This window comes from Streptomyces sp. NPDC001604 (assembly GCF_042893475.1).
Classification (GTDB): domain Bacteria; phylum Actinomycetota; class Actinomycetes; order Streptomycetales; family Streptomycetaceae; genus Streptomyces.
Genome location: NZ_JBIAUY010000013.1, coordinates 91,424 through 108,754, shown reverse-complemented (window position 1 = coordinate 108,754; position 17,331 = coordinate 91,424). Strand labels below are relative to the sequence as shown.

Sequence of the window (17,331 nt, the reverse complement as noted above, 5' to 3'; positions counted from 1 at the left end):
AACCCGAAAGGCACCAGTGATGGCGGGACACACCAGCAACTCCATCGTCATCGACGCCCCCATGGACTTCGTCTGGGAGCGCACCAACGACGTGACGTCGTGGCCCGACCTGTTCAGCGAGTACTCCCTCGCCGAGATCCTCGAACAGGACGGGCCCACCGTCACCTTCCGGCTCGCCCTGCACCCCGACGAGAACGGCCAGGTGTGGAGCTGGGTGTCGCAGCGCACCACCGACGCCGCCACCCGCACCGTCCGCGCCCACCGCGTGGAGACCGGACCGTTCGAGTACATGAACATCCACTGGGAGTACACCCAAACCGACCGGGGCGTGCGGATGCAGTGGACCCAGGACTTCCACATGAAGGACGCAGCCCCGCTCGACGACGACGGCATGACCGAGCGCATCAACCGCAACACCGTCGTCCAGATGAACATCATCAAACGCAAGCTCGAGACCGCGGCGAGTGCCCTGCGCACCCCGTATGCCGACCTCACCGGCAAGCGCATCCTGGTCACCGGCGGCACCCGGGGCATCGGACGGGGCATCGTGCTCGCCGCCGCCCGCGCCGGCGCGGACGTCCTGACCTGCTACCGGCAGGACAACGACCACGTCACCACGCTCGGCAAGGAGCTCGCCGCGCTGCCCGGCACCGGCCACCTGGTGCGCGCCGACGCCTCGGAGGCGGCGGGCGCCCGGCTGCTGGCCGACCGGGCCCGGGACCTGTTCGGCGGCCTCGACGCCGTCGTCAACAACGCCGGCGACTTCACCCCGGCCCCCTACGACGACCTCACCGACGCCGCCTGGGCCGCCGCCGTGCAGTCCAACCTCACCGGCACCCACCAGGTCACCCGGGCCACCCTGCCCCTCCTGGCCCGCGGCGCCTCCATCGTCAACTTCGGCTCCACGGTGGCCCGCATCGGGATGGCCGGCGGCGCCCACTACACCGCGGTCAAACAGGGGCTGATCGGCCTCACCCGCTCCCTGGCCCGCGAGCTCGGCCCGAAAAACATCCGCGTCAACACCATCTCGCCCGGCCGCATCGACACCGAGGCCCTGGACGAGCTGCCGCCCGAGGCGGCGGCCCAGCAGCGCGCGATCTTCTCCAAGTTCGCCGCCGTCGGCCGCCTCGGCACCCCTAAGGAGATCGCCCACGTCGTGCTGTTCCTCATCAGCGACCAGGCCTCCTACATCACCGGACAGAACATCCACGTAGACGGCTGCGTGTGACCCACCGTCACACCACGGAAGGACATCAGGTGGAACTCGGACTGCAGGGCAAGAAACTCCTGGTCACCGGCGGCACCCGGGGCATCGGGCGGGGCATCGTGCTCGCCGCCGCCCGCTCCGGCGCCGACGTCATCACCTGCTACGTGCAGGAGAGCGAGTACGTCGAGAGCCTGCGCCGAGAGCTCAAGGAGACCGGCGGCGACCACCACGTCATACGCGCCGACGTGGGCGACCTGGCCCAGGTCGACTCCCTCGTCGCCACCGCCAAGGAGAAGTACGGCCGCCTCGACGGCATCGTCAACAACGCCGGAGTCATCAGCCACATCCCCTTCACCGACCTCGCCCCCGAGGAGTGGTCGCGCGTCCTGGACACCAACCTGACGGCCAGCTACCGCATCATCCAGCAGGCGCTGCCGCTGCTGGGTGCGGGAGCCTCCGTCATCAACATCGGCTCGCGCGGCGCGGCGGCGGGCATCCCGCTGCGCGCCCACTACACCGCGGCCAAGGCGGCCATGATCGGCCTGACCCGCTCGCTCGCCAAGGAACTGGGCGGCAAGGGCATCCGGGTCAACGTGGTGGCCCCGGGCGTCATCGAGACCGAGGCCTTCGACACGCTGCCGGCCGAACGCGCCGAGGGCCTGCGCGCCACCTACTCCCAAAAGACCGCTCTGGCCCGGCTCGGCCGCGTCGACGAGCTGGCCGCCCCGGTGCTGTTCCTGCTCAGCGACCTGTCGGCCTACATCACCGGCGAGACCCTCAACGTCGACGGAGGCATCTGACATGAGCGACGCCACGTTCCGGGTGATGCTGCGGATGCAGATCAAGCCGGGCATGGAGGCCGGCTTCGAGCAGATGTGGCAGGAGGTCGGCGACTCCGTCACCGGCCACCCCGCCAACCGCGGCCAGTGGCTGGCCAAAAGCACCGTCGAGGGCGAGGACGGCATCTACTACATCGTCAGCGACTGGGTGGACGAACCGCAGTTCCGCGCGTTCGAGACCAGCGACACCCACCTGCAGCACCGCACCAAGCTGCACCCCTTCCGCAGCGGCGGCTCCATGGCCACCATGCGGATCGTCGCCAGCCTCGAAGGTGCGGCCGCATGAGCACCGCCCCCGCGGTGGAAGTGGTCCTCTACCACCTCTCCCAGCGCGGTGAGGACGTCCTGGCCGCCTACCACGAGGCGAGCCGCCGCATGGCCGGCACCCCCGGCCTGCTGGGCAACCAGCTCATGAGCGAACTGGGCCGCCCGGACAGCTATGTGGTGGTCAGTCACTGGGACAGCTGGGAGTCCTTCGAGACGTGGGAGAGGGGGGCGCAGCACAAGGACCAGACCGCCCCCCTGCGCGAGTTCCGCGACACCCACCGCGCCCGCCCCTTCGAGATCTACAAGGTCCTCGCCCACTACTGACGGCAGTCAGGCACGACACAGCACCGGCCGGGGGGCGCCGACGCGCGCCCTCCGCCGGTGCTATGGCCGAAAGGAGGCACCATGCCCCAGCACCCCACCCATGCCGCGCCCGGCGCGAGCCGCAGCGGCAACGGCCTGTACGTGCCGCCCGCGCCAGCCGACACCCCCGCGGGGCAGCAGAGGCGCCGGGGCTTTCTCATCCTGCTCGGCGTCGATTTGTGGGAGCGTTTCAGCTTCTTCGGCATGGCGGCGATCCTCGTCCTCTACCTCACCGCCGCCCCCGCCGACGGCGGCCTGGGCATGTCCCAGCAGACCGCCACCGCCCTGTTCGCCACCTACATGGCCCTCAACTTCCTGGCCGGCCTGCCCGGCGGCTGGCTCGCCGACCGCCTCCTCGGCGCCCGCCGGGCCGTCCTTGTGGGCGGCGCCCTCATCGCCTGCGGCCACGCCGTCCTCGCGCTGGCCGCCGCGCCCGCCCTGTACACCGGCCTTGCACTGGTCGTGGCCGGCACCGGCCTGGTCAAACCGTCCCTGGCCGCCCTGGTGTCCGCCGTCAGCGGCACCGCCAGGCGGGAAGAGGCCTTCACCCGCTTCTACATGTGCATCCAGGTCTCCGCACTGCTCGCCCCCCTCGTCACCGGCTACCTCGCCGAAAAGGTCACCTGGCACCTCGGCTTCGCCGCAGCCGCCTTCGGCATGGCCACCGGCCTCGCCCAGTTCCGTATCGGCCTGCGCGCCCTCGACACCACCGGCCACGCCCCCACCCGCCCGCTCACCCGACCGCAGGCCCGTACGGCCGCCCGGCGGGCCGCCGCAGTCCTCGCGGCCGGCGCCGCGGCCACCACCGCCGTCGCCGCCGGCGTGCTGCCCCTGCTCGCCCTGCTGGCCCTGCTGGGCCTGGCGACGGTGTGCCTGCCGTTTGTGTACCTGCGCTCCCTGGCCCGGCGCACCACCGTGGACCGCGCCCGGCTGACCGCCTTCACCACCCTCATGGCGGCCTCCGCGGCCTTCTGGATGATCTTCGCCCAGAGCGGCTCCGTCCTGTCACTGTTCGCCGCCCACCACACCGACCGCAGCATCCTCGGCTTCACCCTCCCCGCCAGCTGGCTGCAGTGCGTGCACCCGCTGTTCATCCTGCTGCTGGCCCCCCTGACAGGCCGGCTGCGCACCACGGCGACCACCGCCAAGTTCGCCGGCGCCCTGGCCGCGGCCGGCCTGAGCTTCCTCGTCATGGCCGCCGCCGCCCTGCTGGCCCGCACCGGCGATGTCTCGGTGGCCTGGCTGATCGCCGTCTACCTGGTGTACTCGCTGGGCGAGGTGGTCCTCGCCCCGGCCGGCCTCGCCCTGGCCGCCGCCGTCGCCCCACCCGGCTACCTCAACCGGTTCCTCGCCCTCAACGGCATGTTCGCAGCCGTCGGAGTCGTCCTGGGCGGCCAGCTCTACCGCCTCACAGCCGTCATGCCCCTGCCCGCCTACTTCCTCCTCACGGGCACCCTCGCCCTGGCCACCGGCGCCTTCGTCGCCGCCCGCTCCTCCCGCCTGCGCCCCCACCTGCCGGGCAGCTGACGGGCCCGGGCGCCTCGGCCCTCGGCGCCCGGGGGAGCGGTGCACGACATCGAGATTCCGCTCCCGGACGTGGCCGCGGCGGGTGCGGAGCCCCGATGCACTGTGGCGCCCGCCTCTTGCCGCCCGGCCGTGCCCGGCGCTCCCCGGTCGCGGGCCCCCACAAAGACTATGCGAATCACTCATAGATCATGCTTGAATCGCATGATTGTGGTAGGGTGAGGGCTATGGGAATGTCCTTGCCGGAACGGGTGCGGCTGGCGGTGGCGGCACTGATGCATGCCTCGGGCGAGTCGCAGGCGAGACTGGCCGAGGCGCTGGGTGTGACGCAAGCGCAGGTGAGCCGCCGTCAGTCGGGGGCCGCTGCCTGGAGTCTGGCCGACTGCGAGGCGCTGGCCGTGCACTACGGCATGGATGTCCTGGACTTCCTGGCGGGCCCGACCCGGGCGTGCGAGGCGCTGCCCGACGCGCGCCGCGCCGGACGGCGACGGCCGCCCGTGAAGGGGGGACCGCGGTGAAAGGGCAGTTCGAGGCGATCGACGCGCTGCTGGCCACGGCCCGCCAAGAGGCCGAACTGCCCCCGGCCGAGCAGCGCCGCGCCCTGCGTGAAGCACTGGACCTCTCCCGCGCGCAGGTGGCCCGGGCGCTGGGTGTGAGTCCCTCCACGGTCGGCGGCTGGGAAGCGGGCCGCGACCCGGCCGGTGACGTTCGCGAGCGGTACGCCTACTTCCTCGACGGCGCTCACGCCAAGCTCGCCGGCCTGGATGCCGCCCGGCAGGCTGAAACCGCTGCTCCCACCGGTCTTCCGCACCCCGGGCCGGCCACCTCGGGCGGCGAGGCTGCGACGGCTGCAGAGCAGCCGGGCACGGCTGATCAGCCGCACCCGGCGCCCGAGGCCGACGACGTCGAGGACCTGGCAGTGCCACAGCCGTGCGTCCTGTGCGGGCAGCCCGCCCGCCACCAGGTCGCCGGATTCCCCCAGCACCTCGACCCTGCCCAGTGCGCGACGACAGCCCCCGCACCCGCCGCCCCCGCCCAGCGGCCGCAGGGCCGCACGGCGCAGACCGTGCAGACCGTCCCCGCAGGCCGCCGTGTGCGGACCGTGTCCGACGCCGACCCGATCGCGGCGGCCGTGGCCGAGGCGCTCGCCACGCACGAGGGCGATGTGGAGGCGGCGACGGCAGCGCTGGTCAAGCGGGCGATCCCGGACGCGATGGCCCTCCTGGACAACTCCCGCAAGGGCGGCCGCTATGCCATCGTCGCCCACCCCTGGATCCCGGACATCCTGCGCAAGCCCTCCGCCCGCGGCGCCGACCAGATCTGGGAGGCCCGCCCCAAGTGGACGCGCCCCGAACTGCCTGCCGGCACGCACGAGGTGACGGCCCTGGACATCAACGGCGCCTATCTCAGCGCGCTCAAGACGCACCTGCCGATCGGGCAGCTGGAACACTCCACCGGCAACCACCACGACCGCCGCCGCGCCGGTGTTCACCTGATCACCCCGCCCGCATGGGAGCACAGCGCCTACCTGCCCAACCCGATCGGCAACCGGGACGAGCCCGGCCCGCTCTGGGTCACCGAACCCACCCTGCGCCTGCTGCTGCGCCTGTCCGGTCCCAGGTACGGTCTGTGCGAACCGCCTCAGATCCACGAGTCGTTCACCTCGGGCGCGACCGAGGGCCTGCTGGAGAAGTTCCGTATCGCGCTGAAGGACGCCCGGGAGCAGGCGCTCGCCGAGGGTGACGAGGTGACGTTGGAGTATGTGAAGGCGATGTACTCCAAGTTCGTCTCCACGATGGGGGAGTCGAACTACAACCGGGAGCTGTACCGCCCGGACTGGATGCACCTCATCCGCTCCCAGGCCTTCGCCAACCTCTGGATGAAGGCGCACAAGGCGCACGACGAGGGCCTGAGTGTCGTCCGCGCGATGGGCACCGACGAACTCCACGTCATCGGCGACTGGCGCCGTGTCTTCCCCGAGGGCCGCGGGGTTTTTGAAGTGAAGGTCAAGGACGTCTACACCGTCGGTGCCGCGACCGCAGACCCGGGCGCCGCCCACGAATCCGCTGACTGAGAACGGACAGGGAAGAAGGACCTTCAAGTGCCCGAGCGTACAGCCGAGTTCGGCAAGTACGGCGCCAGCGGAATCAAGGGCCACCAGGCGGTCGCCCGTCAGCTCGACGCCCTCGCCGACTTCATCGCCACCCCCGTCACCACCCGGCGCGGCCTCATGGCCCGCCTGCACTACCTCACCCGCACCCCCCACGCCCGCGCCGCCGCCCACGACGCGGGCCTGACCGTCACCGACCGCACCCTGAAGGCATGGCTGGCCGGCAGCCGCCGCCCGACGAAGCAGAACCTCGCCCGGATCGACGACGCCTACCGCACCGTGCGCCGCCATAACGTCGCCCGCTACCTCCTGGCCCGCCTCAACCGCGCCGGCCGGGGCACCCGCGTCGAGATCCACCCGCTCAACCAGTCCGGGGTGCGTCCCTCCCACCAGCGGGTCGTGGAGTTCCGCACCCTCAACATCCGCCACTGGGAGGCCCTCGTCGCGGCCTGGTCCACCGGTGACGACCGGGCCCTGGACGACGCCTGGATCGAGCAGATCGCCGACCTGGGATCGCAGTGGGGCCAGTACGAGTACGTCACCAACATCGGCTTCGCCGCCTGACCCCACGTGCCTTCCCATGCCGGGTGTTTCACCAGGACGCTCAGCACGGGGGAGGGCGTTCCCCCGTGTCATGGCCGGTCAGCCGACGGTCAGGGAGAAGGGGCCACCCAGCACCGAGTAGCCGTCATTGGCGAGGTAGTACACGTCGTAGGTACCCGCGCCGCCCAGTTTGTCGGCCGGAAAGGTCAGGGCGCCGCTGGCGTTGGGGGCGTAGGACCAGGTGAGGGAAGCCTGCTTGCCGGGGGTGACGCCCCTCGGGTAGATGCCGATCCAGTTCTTGGCGCTCACCTGGGAAGCCGAAGGCAGCGAGTAGCGGAAGGTGACGTTGCCGCCGCTCGCGACCGCGTTCAGGTCGCCGGTGAGCGTCGGGAGGGTCGCGGTGGACGGCGCGAACGCGGCGTTGAGTGGCGTGGCGTAGGTGTCGTTGGCGGTCAGTGCGGGCAGGCCGAGGGCCGCCTCGATGGTGCGGCCTATGCCGTAGTGGTCGTAGTGGAGCGGGCTGCTGGTGCCGGCCGGGACGGTGCCCTGGGAGCCGACCACGGTGGTGACGATGTGGTTGTAGGCCTCGCCCTGGCTCTCGTCCCACGTCAAAAGCAGGAGCGAGCGCTGCTGGGTGAAGGCCGCAGAGGCGAGGACCGGCGCGAGGGTCTGCTTCAGCCAGCCGTCCTGGGTCTTGAGGCTGGTGGCATTGCCGTTGCCGGAGGCCTCTCCGTCGTAGTAGTCGTCGGCGGCGATCCAGGAGAAGTCGGGGGTGGTGGCCGCGGACTTCAGGTCGGTGGTCAGCTGCGTGGTGTCGAACAGGTGGGCCGCGCAGCGGGAGGCGTTGCCGCTGATGTCGGTGTAGTTGATGAAGGGAGCGTCGTCGGGCTCGTAGTAGCTGTCGTGGTCGTTCTTGGTGTTGCAGGGGGTGCCCATGCCCTGCTCGTAGGCCTTCCAGGTCTTGCCGGCCGCCTCCAGGGTGTCGGCGAGGTTGCGCTGGGGCGAGTTGATGTTGGGGAAGTACGTGGCGCCCTTGGCGTAGGTGTCGCCGCCGGCGATGGCGAGGTAGTTCTCGTCGCTCGGGTGGTAGACGCCGTGGAAGTCGGTGAGCGTGGCGCCCTGGCTCATGAGGCTGTGCATGTACGGCGTGTCCGCCGGGTCGTTCATGACCTCGGAGTAGTCGGTGTTCTCCATCATGACCATGAACACGTGGTCGTAGCCGGGGACCTTGGAGAGGGGCGGGGCGAGCGGTGCCGGCGCGGCGAGCGGGGTGTCCAGGGTGAGGGCGAGGTTGTCGAGGTAGCCGGTCTCACTGCTCGTCGACAGGAACTGCACCTCGACCTGGAGGGAACGGGTGCCGGCCGGGACTGCGCCGGTGGTGCTGCGCGAGAGGAACGTGGTGGCCAGGCCCCGGTCGCTCGCGGAGACCGTGGGTAGCTTGGCGACGGGGCCGATCGAGTGGCCACTGCCGTCGTGGAAGTGCAGGCTCACTGCGGCGTGGCCGCTGTAGGTCGTCCAGCCGCCGAGCCAGCCGGACAGGTCGTAGTGCACACCCCCGCCGTCGATGGCCGAGGCGGCCGAGGAGACGTCGACGCTCTGCGTCATCGCGCCGTCGCCGAAGTTCCCGGGCCCGAAGAAGGCCTTGCCCGGGGTCTTGCCGTCGCTGGGATACCCGAAGGCGGCCACGGAGTGGCACACGACGTTCAAACCGCCGGCCTCGGTGCTCCAGCCGGGGACCGTCGTGGCCGCCGCCCAGTCGCCGGTGCAGTAACCGCCGCTCTCCGCATCGCCGTTGACGATCAGGTTGCCGCTGCTTCCGGCCGCCCGGGCAGGCGAGGGAACGACGACGATCAGTGCCCCGAGGAGAGCGAGAAGCCCGCCGAGGGATCTCCAGCGCAGTCGCATACGTGGTACCTCGTCCCTTTGAATAAGGATGCCGGGCAGGACACGCCCGCACGGCCTGAAGGCGCGCAACGAACGGGACATGACTACTGGTTGCCGCCGTCAAGCGGAAGAACTCCGCCCGAACTTGACCAGACAAGTTCACGGCAGATAGAGCCCTTGATCACCGCGCGGGCCATGACGGGCTCTTTGGCCGCCGTGGCAGGTGCACGCGATGACCAGGCCGCCCACCGCAAGACGACGGCCAGGCGGGCGGGCGGCCCCGCGTCCATCGCACCGACCTCAACCGCGTGGCTGCGCACGCGAGAACGGGCTCTGGCCCCTTCCATGCGAAGGCGCCGCGACAGACTCCCGCAGCCGGGACAGGCCGCCTGCCGGGCCGTACGCAGGACCTCCACCCGGACGACCCCGCCGGTCATCTCAACCGACTCCACCCACACGTTCCCCAGCCAGGAGAACAGCAACTCTTCGAGTCCTGCTCATCGGCCGGCCCCCGGTCCAGGGCCACACCACCGTACGTCCCACAGCACCGGCCCGGCGGGCAGCTGCCCAGGGGCGAGGTGCCCGCGCCGGCACAGCCCTGAGACACCTCGGCCGCTGCAGCCCCACCGATCGAGCAACTGCACGACGGCCTCCCGCAGGCACTGACCTGTCGCATCGAAGGTTGAGCGTTCTCACCGAACCTTGAGCGGCCCGCGACAGGGACCAGGCTCAGAGCTCAGGCTGTCTCTGCGTCGGTATGCGCCCCTTGATTCGAGGTCTCTACTCGCCGAAAGGGGCTCCTTTCGGAGGCCCTTCTTGTCGTCAACGGTCGTCGTCACACGTCATGCGGATCTCCCGCTCACCGCCCCGCGTTCCCGGCCCGTTCCTCCCGCGGGGAGCGGGCTCCTGCCGGCGCGCCACCAGCGGCGTGACGCCAGTGCGGCCAGACCGGCGCCGGCGGTGTTGAGCAGGACGTCGTCCACGGACGACACCCGGTCCAGTTGCAGGACGTACTGCGCTGTCTCGACCAGGACCGAGCAGCCCGCCCCAAGCGCGAGAACCCGCCGTACCGATGCCAGCGCCGCGAACCGCAGCGGGCCGAGGAACCCCAGCGCAGCGAACACCAGCAGGTTGCCGACGATCTGGCCCGCGTCCATCGTGAGCAGGTCCCGCAGCGGCACCAGGCTCACGACCGCCCCGTCCTCGTCGCCCGGCAGCAGGATCAACCAGACCGGCGGCACTGTCCCGTAGACGACGCCGACCTCAGCGAGCGACATGCGCCACGCCCTCGCCGCCCCGGCACCGGCGAGCCTCCGCCAGCGGGCCAAAGACCACGCCACCAGCGCCGCCAACGGCAACGCGGCCACCGTGAGGAGCACCACCCCGGTGAACGTACCGACCCAGCCGTGCCATCCTTCGAGCCGCACCCTGCCACCCCTCTGCTTCCATCCGGTTGCCAGGGGCAGTCTCACCAACGGCACGTATCGGCGGCGTATCGATCGGCGTGTGATGCCGCGACGACCAAGATCATCCCGACGGCAAACCCTGAACTCAGCGCCGATCAAGCTTCGGTGAGAACGCTCAACCTTTCGATGAGACAGGACAGGCACGAGGCGGCCGTACGGCCCGCCGACCCCGCTCCGCCCAACCGTCCCCTCGGGGACCCGCATTTCGTCGGACCGAGAATGAATCTGACCGCTGTTCCGCGAAAACACAGATCAGCGGCAGGCAGACATCAGCCGTCGCCTGGGAGCCTGTACCGCCGCGATCAATGCGCTCGGGGACGAAACAGTGCTCGGCTGCCATGTGGTGATCGACGGCTCGGCCGGCTGAGCGCGCCCGCTCACGGAGTCGCGGGAATCACGTGATCGCCCACAGCCATGCCCCACTGACAGCCGTGGGCCCCATGAGCCGGAGGCAGGCGATGCCGCGCCGGGGCATCAGTGTGCTTCTTCGCGCGGTACCCCGCGCGGTGTCCTATCGGACCGGTAGGGCAGCATCTGTTCAGCCGTCGCCTGCCCGTGAGGTGTCATCATGCGTTCCACCCGCCGCGCCGCATCCACTGTGGTGCTCGCCTGCCTGCTGCTGGCGGGCTGTAAGTCCGGCTCGCTCGGCACGTCGACGTCGTCGGACGGCCGGAGCCCGGGAGCGGGTGCATCGGGCACGGCCGCGCCGCCCGGCCGGTCATCCGGCACGATCGCGGTGGGGGCGGGTCCGCAGAAGCAGTACACGGTGCAGAAGCAGCCGCCGGCTGGCTCCTGCCACTACCGGTACGAGCACGGGGAGCCGCTGGAGGATCCGAAGTGCACGCCGGGCGCGATCTCCCCGGCGGTGACCCAGGCGAATCTGAAGTCGACGATCTGCCGCACGGGCGGCTACACCTCCGGGGTGCGCCCGCCCGCGTACGTGACGGGCAAGGAGAAGCGGCTCAACGCGGCCTCCTACGGCTACACCGGCCGCATGGGCAATGCCGAGTACGACCACCTGATCAGCCTGCAGCTCGGCGGCGACCCCAACGACCACCGGAACTTGTGGGTGGAGCCCGCCGACCCCGGCCACAAGGGTTCCGGGATCAACAACAAGAAGGACCCGGTGGAGACGAAGCTGCACACCGCGGTCTGCAAGGGCCAGGTCACCCTCGCGGCCGCGCAGAAGGCGATCGTCACCGACTGGACCACTGCCCTGACCACCCTCCACCTCGGCTGAGACGAGCAGGCGTTGCAGGGCTGCCGCCAACGACCAGGGTGTTCCTGACCGGGCAGCGTCGGTCGCCGGCACGCGAAAGCTGATTTTGCTGACGAAGTACCAGACCCCCGCCAGCCTGCGGCGGGTGGGCCGGGCCCGTCTGGCGACGTGGTGGAAGAACCACGGTGTCCGCACCATCAACGTTGCCAGGAACGGAGCGCGGATGCGGCGCTGACCGCAGCCGAGGCCCAGTTCACCTCTACGGCCAGTTCCGCAAGGCCGCTGGGTTCCGCTCTGGCCCCAAGGTGTGGACCTGGGGCGGGTGGGTGCTGTACGTGCGGGCGCTCTCTCCTCCCACCAGTGCTGTTCGCCGGCGGCGCAAGTCCGCGCGCTACGCCGGGTCGTGGTAGGACTGCTCCAGGCGTCGACGGGAAGCGCCTCGTCCTGGACGAGGACTTCCAGCAGGTGGAGAACCGGCGTCAGGGCATCTCGCTCAGTCCGGCCACGATACCGTTCGCCTGACGCAGGCCCTCGACGAAGCGAGCGACCGCGACGACCTTGCCGCCGTTGCGGACGAAGAACACCTCCGCCTTGGCGACCCGCGCCGGGGTGAGCAGCACGTAGCAGCCGTATCGGGCCAACGCGTGCCCACCCAGACCTGACTGCTCCACACATTCGCTGAGGCCGACAGGGTTGGAGGTATCAACAGGGAGTGTTTGCCCTACCGTTGCCCGCGCTCCACTAACGTGCTGAGCTGGTTTTTGCTGTTGCCAGACGGGGGCACTGTGGCTATTGAGCTGCCTGAAGAAGTCGTTTCCTTCCTGCAGTTCATCGGGGTGAACTGGCCGAATGTGAACGAGGACAAGGTCCGTGAGTTTGCGTCCCATGTGCGGGACTTCGCGGAGAAGCTGGACCAGACGCACCAGGATTCCTCGGCGACGCTCAAGCGGATGGCCGATGTGTACCAGGGCCCCTCCTATGAGGCGTTGCTGGCGAAGTGGTCGCAGTTGTCCTCCGGCCACATGTCTGAGTTGCTGACGGCCTGCCATACGGTTGCCACCGCGCTCGACGTGGCGGCGGACGTGATTGTGGGCATGAAGGTCGAGGCGATCGCGGAATTGGCGGTGCTGGCTGCGTCGTTCGTGGCGGATCAGGCGGCGGCGGTGGCAACTCTCGGGCTCGCGGAGGCGGCCGAGGTGCTGATTGTGGAGGCTGCCGAGAAGCTGATGGACTACCTGGAGCAGCAACTGGAGCAGTACATCATCGGGCAGGTCATCGAGGCGGCGGTGGAACCGCTGGTGGAGGTGGTCGGGCGGGCGGTGAGCGGACTGGTGTTCCAGGCGGCTGTGTCTGCGGCGGGAGTCGGCGGCGGCGATGCGGGGACCGGTTTCTCCATTGACCCGGAACAGGTGCACGCCCGCGCGGAGTTGATGCACGGTCACGCGGAGAAGGTGGCCGCGCACGCCGAGGAGTTCAAGTCCAAGCTGGCGGGGGTGAGCTTCGAGTGACCAACCAGATCGTCAAGGCGCTGGAGCACGCCGCGGAGAAGACTGGCAAAGCCGTCGGAGAAGACGCCGGCAAGGCCGTCAAGGATCTCTATCACGACACCGGAAAACGGCTGAAGAGGGTCGCGGACAACCACCTCGAGACCGATGCGAAGCACGCGGCAGAGCTGGAGCGGATCGCCAAGCGCCCCCGAACCGAGGAGACGCCGGTCTACCACATGGCCGACGACGGAAGCATTCGCCGGCTGAATGCTGACCGCTCCCACTCGGACCTGACGGACGCGGACCGGGCGAAGCTCGGGCTCGACAGCACCTCGATCGGACGTCCGGTCAAAGGTGAACAGAACGCCAAGCTGAAGGACAAAAGCGAGGGGCGCACTGATCCACGGCCAAAGGCATCGTCCCAGCAGGTTCCGCTGGGCAGCACCGACCTCTCCCAGGCCACCCAGCTGGCCCGCCACGCGGATCGCAGTTACGGCACCCACAACAAGGACGGAGAGTTCACGAGCAACAACTACGCGGCCGCGCGGGTGCGCAGTGCGGACGGCAGCGGGGACTTTATTCTCGTGGCCCGCAGCAATGGGCGCCGGCACTCCGAGCGGATGATCGGGACGCCGTTCTTGAGAGAGGGGGAACCGGCCCGAATACGTCATCTCTATACGGAGCGAGAACCCTGCAGCACGGGGGCGAATTGCAGCTCATGGATGGCGGAGAGATTCCCGGGAACCGAAGTGAGTCATAGCGTCGAATACGGCGACAAGGCATCCAGGGAACGCGGTAACGCCATCATGGAGAGCTATCTTGACCAGCTGAAACTGAGTAGATAAGATCTCGCGAGTTATCTACTTTCGGCGGGATTAGGGTAAATGAGCAGCAACCTCAGTCGTGACATGCTCGAGGCCGTGTTCGATCCGGACGAGCTGATCAGGTCACCGGAGACCATTCTTGGGCCCGTGGCGGACGCGGATGCCCGGGATGTCCTGGGAACGCTGGGTATTCCGGTCTGGGAGAACCCCTGGTTCGACCTGGATGACGGGATTGGCGAGCGACTGGAGCGGGTCGCGGAGTGGGACGGAGAACTCTCCAACCGTTTCGACCAGGTCCCGCCGGGGGCGGACGGCTGGATCGGTCTGGGAATGATCCCCTATGACGATATCGCGTTCGATCCGGATACCGGCAAGGTCTACTGTCTGCCTCAAGACAAAGAAATCTATCTGCTGAACAGCGGGCTGCGGTCATTCGTTCACTTCCTGTATCTCCTCAAGGTTGAGAGTCCGAACTATGACTGGGAATCCCATGGAAAGGAAGAGCTTGAGGCTGTGCGCCTGCGCATCCGGGAAGAGATGAGTTCCGTGGATCCGGCCGCTCTGCAGAACCCGGATTCCTGCTGGTTCGAGGTCCTCACCTCCATCGTGGACCCGGAACATCACTTCGAATGAGAGAGCGCGGAATCGGTGACTGACGACGGACACGTGCGGAACTTCGGGCCGGAGCTTGCCGGACTTTCCATGCCGGTGCAGGTAGGGCCCTACTTCGTGACCGATCACAGCGACCCGGTGCACCTGGGCGAATACGCTGCCTCAGCCGGGCTCCGCGTATCCCAAGAGGAGTACACACGCTGGGCGCGGCTGGGCAGCGACGGCGGCTTCGAACTGTGCGCCGACACGGAGGGGACGGTGTGGTCGGTGCTCCTGGGCTACGACGAACCCAACCGCTTCGTCAGCTCCTCGCCCGAAGCATTTGCAGCCGGCCTCACGGAAGCGCGCGAGGCCCTGCGTGTCATCCTGAGCACGGACCAGCCGCGGGTCGCCTCGGCGGCCTTCGACAGGCTGGGGGAGCGGTTGCGCGCACAGGATCCGCGCGCATTCGCCGAGCGGGAGAACTGGTGGCCCCTGGTGCTCGACGACATCCGCGACACGGCCGGCGCCGCGTGGTACACGGCCTTCGAATACGTCGATGCCAAGGGCAGCAAGCAGATCGTCACCCAGTCCGGCGCCATCGCACTGCACCCCGAAGAGCGGCTGTGGAACAGACTGAGCGCGGCCGGAATCGAGCCGGAACAGGTCCTGCGCATCCACACCGACCTGGCACCCTGTTTCATGCCCGGCCACTACTGCTCCCTGTGGCTGGCGCAGGTGTTCCCGGACGCCCAGCTGACCCACCACTACCCCTACGGCGAGTCGGCCGACTCGCGTGCGGAAGGCATCCGGCTGCTCCGCGAGAACGAGGAGGCCAGCCAGTGAGCAGTCGGCCGGCGAGAACGGCGCCCGCGCTCGGCGGGCCCGACATCACCGTATGGCCGCCCCGGGAAGGGTCACCGCGACCCATGGGCCGACGCTGCTGGACTGGGCGGCCGACACACCAGCCGCGCCAAGGTCTGCCTGATCCGTGGGGCCCGCGGCAGCGGAAAGAGCCACCTGCTGACCTGGTTCCTCCTCGGCTCAGCCAGCCACCCCCGCACCAGCGCGCACACGCGCGTAGACCACCGCACGATGAGCACCGGGTGCACAGCGACGTGGGTTAGAGCCGGTGTCTGAGCCCTGGCGCTCCACAGTGTCCGTGGCATGGAGGTGCGTTCAGGCCTCCACCTCGTCACCACCGTCTTGAAGGAGGCCCTGCGATGAAACCCGCCCCAGTCCTGGGAAAAGGGAGCGCCGCGCACGCCTGCGATGTGCGGCTGGACGAAAACCTTCACCGACCCCCGGCTCTGCGCGGCCATCGTCGACCGGCTCACCTTCAACGGCACGATCATCGAGACCGGCATCGACTCCTACCGGCTCGCCAGCGCCCGGGCACGGGTCGAAGCCCCGGCCAAGGTCGGCTGACCCTGCTTCCAGCCCGTTGGTCCTGCCAGCCCGGTGGCGGGACCAACGACATCACGTCTCGTCATTCAGCAGCGAATACATGAACATGTCCCGACGTTCGTTCCCGATCTGCTGCCACCCCCGCAGCAGTCCCTCGCGTTGGAACCCCGCACGCTCGGCAGTGCGCACGGAGGCTGTATTCCACGGCTCCACCCACAGTTCGAGCCGGGGAATCCGCAGATCCCGCAGGGCCCAGCCGACCACTGCGTTGACAGCAGCTACGGCGGCTCCCTGACCACGCGCCGACTTGACGACCCAGTAGCCCAGCGACGCACGGCCCTGTTCCCGATCCCTCAACCACAACCCCACCTGGCCGACCGGCAGACCGGCAGAGGTCACGATGACGAACGTATACCCCGCCCTCGTGGTCGCCCGGCCCCACTGCCGTTCGACAAACGCGACGCCTGCCGGCTCGGAATACGGCGAGGGCACCGTCGTGATCAACGGGATGTAGTCGTCCTCCGACGCCTCACGGACCAGCGGAAGGTCAGAAAGACGCCACGGCCGCAGCGCGAATCCCGCGTCAGCGGCGAGTTCAGGCACTTCAAGGGGCTGCTCCATCCGCCCATCCTGCCGTGGTCCGAGTCCGGCCCGCACTCGGGTTTCGAGCACCGCCAGTCCAACGGCAACGAAGCACAACGCTGCTGCCGGTGACGTCATTTCCCGTGAACATCCGCCGAGCCGCTGATCACCAACTGCTGCTGAAACCGATCGACAAACGCTGCCGATGACAGTGAACGACCAGGGAGGTCTTTCACGTCTTCATGCTGCAGTTGCTGCGTGCCCGGGTCATGGCCCGCGCCCACCGCGACCAAGCCGGCCATCGCCCCGGGCCAGTTCGCCGGCCTGAGCGACCTCGTGGACCTGTTCGCCGCGATCGGCCGGCTTCAACCGCGCTACTGCAGCTGGCCGGTGCAGGTCGGGACGCTGCGGCGTGATCGTGCCAGTCCAGCGGGCTGGCGGCGTGTACTGCCGCGCCGCACCGCAGTCGGCCAAGCGGCGCCATTTCGACCGGCTCACCCTCAGGTCGTGATCCCCGGCCTCGCGCCGGCTCGCATCCCTGGCCGACCCGATTCACGACCATGCTGCACGGCTGCGTCGTGCCTACGCCACAGGCAGCCTCCACGCGAACGCACACCGCGGGCTGGGAGATCACCGAAGAGGGCACGGCAGTCTTCGACCGCACCGCACTCTCCCACCGCCGCCCCGGCATGAACCGCGAACATGCCTCGTTCCCGGAGCCAGTGCCGTCATGCTGGGTATGCAAGGGGACCCGCTGGGGCACCGCGGTCGGCACCCCGGCCGGCCGCGAACGCCCGGCCATGAACGGGACTCGCCACCCGTCCTGTCAGCCGACGTGGAGGGTGGTCAGGGCGGTGGTCCAGTCGGTGACGATCGCCTTCTGCGCGGCGGAGAGGGTGACCTGCCTGGTGAAGCTGGCGACTTCCTGGTCGCTGAGGGGGTGGTCGACGACATCAGCCACGACGGCCTGCGGGTCCTGCTCCGCGAAGGGTTGGATGTGCGGTGACGTCCGGTCCGA

18 protein-coding genes and 2 pseudogenes are annotated in these 17,331 nt (G+C 69.3%); 15 read left to right on the top strand and 5 right to left on the bottom strand.

The features are described 5' to 3' along the window. Window positions 1–19: 19 nt before the first annotated feature. The 9 genes and pseudogenes from ACFY1E_RS30450 to ACFY1E_RS30410 all read left to right on the top strand — a co-directional run. Window positions 20–478: pseudogene (locus tag ACFY1E_RS30450) on the top strand (SRPBCC family protein); the annotation flags it as partial. Further along, entirely contained in the window at window positions 470–1,228 is a 759-nt protein-coding gene (locus ACFY1E_RS30445) for an SDR family NAD(P)-dependent oxidoreductase (protein WP_389081648.1), read from the top strand. The pseudogene ACFY1E_RS30450 and the gene ACFY1E_RS30445, both read left to right, overlap by 9 nt. A gap of 29 nt (window positions 1,229–1,257) precedes the next feature. Next, window positions 1,258–2,007, top strand: coding sequence for an SDR family NAD(P)-dependent oxidoreductase (locus ACFY1E_RS30440; RefSeq protein WP_389081307.1), 750 nt, complete (start codon window positions 1,258–1,260; stop codon window positions 2,005–2,007). 1 nt (window position 2,008) lies between these two features. Continuing rightward, the gene (locus ACFY1E_RS30435; RefSeq protein WP_389081305.1) at window positions 2,009–2,332 is read left to right on the top strand and encodes an antibiotic biosynthesis monooxygenase family protein; all 324 of its coding nucleotides are present in this window, start codon (window positions 2,009–2,011) and stop codon (window positions 2,330–2,332) included. Continuing rightward, window positions 2,329–2,637: an antibiotic biosynthesis monooxygenase family protein gene (locus tag ACFY1E_RS30430; protein ID WP_389081302.1), complete on the top strand. Its 309-nt coding sequence runs from the start codon at window positions 2,329–2,331 to the stop codon at window positions 2,635–2,637. The genes ACFY1E_RS30435 and ACFY1E_RS30430 overlap by 4 nt, the downstream gene beginning before the upstream one ends. An 81-nt stretch (window positions 2,638–2,718) precedes the next feature. Then, the gene (locus tag ACFY1E_RS30425) at window positions 2,719–4,203 is read left to right on the top strand and encodes a peptide MFS transporter (RefSeq protein ID WP_389081300.1); all 1,485 of its coding nucleotides are present in this window, start codon (window positions 2,719–2,721) and stop codon (window positions 4,201–4,203) included. Between the two features lie 224 nt (window positions 4,204–4,427). Beyond that, window positions 4,428–4,718: a helix-turn-helix domain-containing protein gene (locus ACFY1E_RS30420; protein WP_389081297.1), complete on the top strand. Its 291-nt coding sequence runs from the start codon at window positions 4,428–4,430 to the stop codon at window positions 4,716–4,718. Continuing rightward, window positions 4,715–6,274 carry a helix-turn-helix domain-containing protein gene (locus tag ACFY1E_RS30415; protein WP_389081295.1) on the top strand — a complete coding sequence of 520 codons (1,560 nt, stop codon included), beginning with the start codon at window positions 4,715–4,717 and terminating at the stop codon, window positions 6,272–6,274. The genes ACFY1E_RS30420 and ACFY1E_RS30415 overlap by 4 nt, the downstream gene beginning before the upstream one ends. 27 nt (window positions 6,275–6,301) lie before the next feature. Further along, the gene (locus ACFY1E_RS30410; protein ID WP_389081293.1) at window positions 6,302–6,874 is read left to right on the top strand and encodes a transcriptional regulator; all 573 of its coding nucleotides are present in this window, start codon (window positions 6,302–6,304) and stop codon (window positions 6,872–6,874) included. A 78-nt stretch (window positions 6,875–6,952) separates the two neighbouring features. On the opposite strand, the gene ACFY1E_RS30405 is transcribed toward ACFY1E_RS30410, so the two are convergent. Continuing rightward, entirely contained in the window at window positions 6,953–8,758 is a 1,806-nt protein-coding gene (locus ACFY1E_RS30405) for an alkaline phosphatase family protein (RefSeq protein WP_389081291.1), read from the bottom strand. Between the two features lie 821 nt (window positions 8,759–9,579). Then, the gene (locus tag ACFY1E_RS30400) at window positions 9,580–10,164 is read right to left on the bottom strand and encodes a VanZ family protein (RefSeq protein ID WP_389081289.1); all 585 of its coding nucleotides are present in this window, start codon (window positions 10,162–10,164) and stop codon (window positions 9,580–9,582) included. A gap of 607 nt (window positions 10,165–10,771) precedes the next feature. Between ACFY1E_RS30400 and ACFY1E_RS30395 the strand changes: the two genes are divergently transcribed. Then, window positions 10,772–11,443: a hypothetical protein gene (locus tag ACFY1E_RS30395; RefSeq protein ID WP_389081286.1), complete on the top strand. Its 672-nt coding sequence runs from the start codon at window positions 10,772–10,774 to the stop codon at window positions 11,441–11,443. Window positions 11,444–11,901: 458 nt separating this feature from the next. Here the strand turns inward: ACFY1E_RS30395 and ACFY1E_RS30390 are convergent, their stop codons facing one another. Further along, window positions 11,902–12,042: a DedA family protein gene (locus tag ACFY1E_RS30390; RefSeq protein ID WP_389081284.1), complete on the bottom strand. Its 141-nt coding sequence runs from the start codon at window positions 12,040–12,042 to the stop codon at window positions 11,902–11,904. 165 nt (window positions 12,043–12,207) lie between these two features. On the opposite strand from ACFY1E_RS30390, the gene ACFY1E_RS30385 reads away from it, so the two are divergent. The 5 genes and pseudogenes from ACFY1E_RS30385 to ACFY1E_RS30365 all read left to right on the top strand — a co-directional run. Continuing rightward, window positions 12,208–12,930 (top strand): hypothetical protein, encoded by a 723-nt coding sequence (locus ACFY1E_RS30385; RefSeq protein ID WP_389081281.1) that lies wholly within the window; start codon window positions 12,208–12,210, stop codon window positions 12,928–12,930. After that, entirely contained in the window at window positions 12,927–13,754 is an 828-nt protein-coding gene (locus tag ACFY1E_RS30380) for a nucleic acid/nucleotide deaminase domain-containing protein (RefSeq protein ID WP_389081279.1), read from the top strand. The genes ACFY1E_RS30385 and ACFY1E_RS30380 overlap by 4 nt, the downstream gene beginning before the upstream one ends. A gap of 39 nt (window positions 13,755–13,793) precedes the next feature. Further along, complete coding sequence (locus ACFY1E_RS30375) at window positions 13,794–14,366, top strand: SUKH-4 family immunity protein (protein WP_389081277.1); 573 nt, start codon at window positions 13,794–13,796, stop codon at window positions 14,364–14,366. Between the two features lie 69 nt (window positions 14,367–14,435). Further along, the gene (locus ACFY1E_RS30370) at window positions 14,436–15,170 is read left to right on the top strand and encodes a nucleic acid/nucleotide deaminase domain-containing protein (RefSeq protein WP_389081275.1); all 735 of its coding nucleotides are present in this window, start codon (window positions 14,436–14,438) and stop codon (window positions 15,168–15,170) included. A gap of 432 nt (window positions 15,171–15,602) precedes the next feature. Further along, window positions 15,603–15,752: pseudogene (locus ACFY1E_RS30365) on the top strand (ATP-binding protein); the annotation flags it as partial. Window positions 15,753–15,803: 51 nt separating this feature from the next. On the opposite strand, the gene ACFY1E_RS30360 reads toward ACFY1E_RS30365, so the two are convergent. Further along, window positions 15,804–16,352: a GNAT family N-acetyltransferase gene (locus ACFY1E_RS30360; RefSeq protein ID WP_389081272.1), complete on the bottom strand. Its 549-nt coding sequence runs from the start codon at window positions 16,350–16,352 to the stop codon at window positions 15,804–15,806. Between the two features lie 787 nt (window positions 16,353–17,139). Beyond that, a complete protein-coding gene (locus ACFY1E_RS30355) occupies window positions 17,140–17,274 on the bottom strand; it encodes a hypothetical protein (RefSeq protein WP_389081667.1) in 135 nt (44 codons plus the stop codon). Window positions 17,275–17,331: the final 57 nt, after the last annotated feature.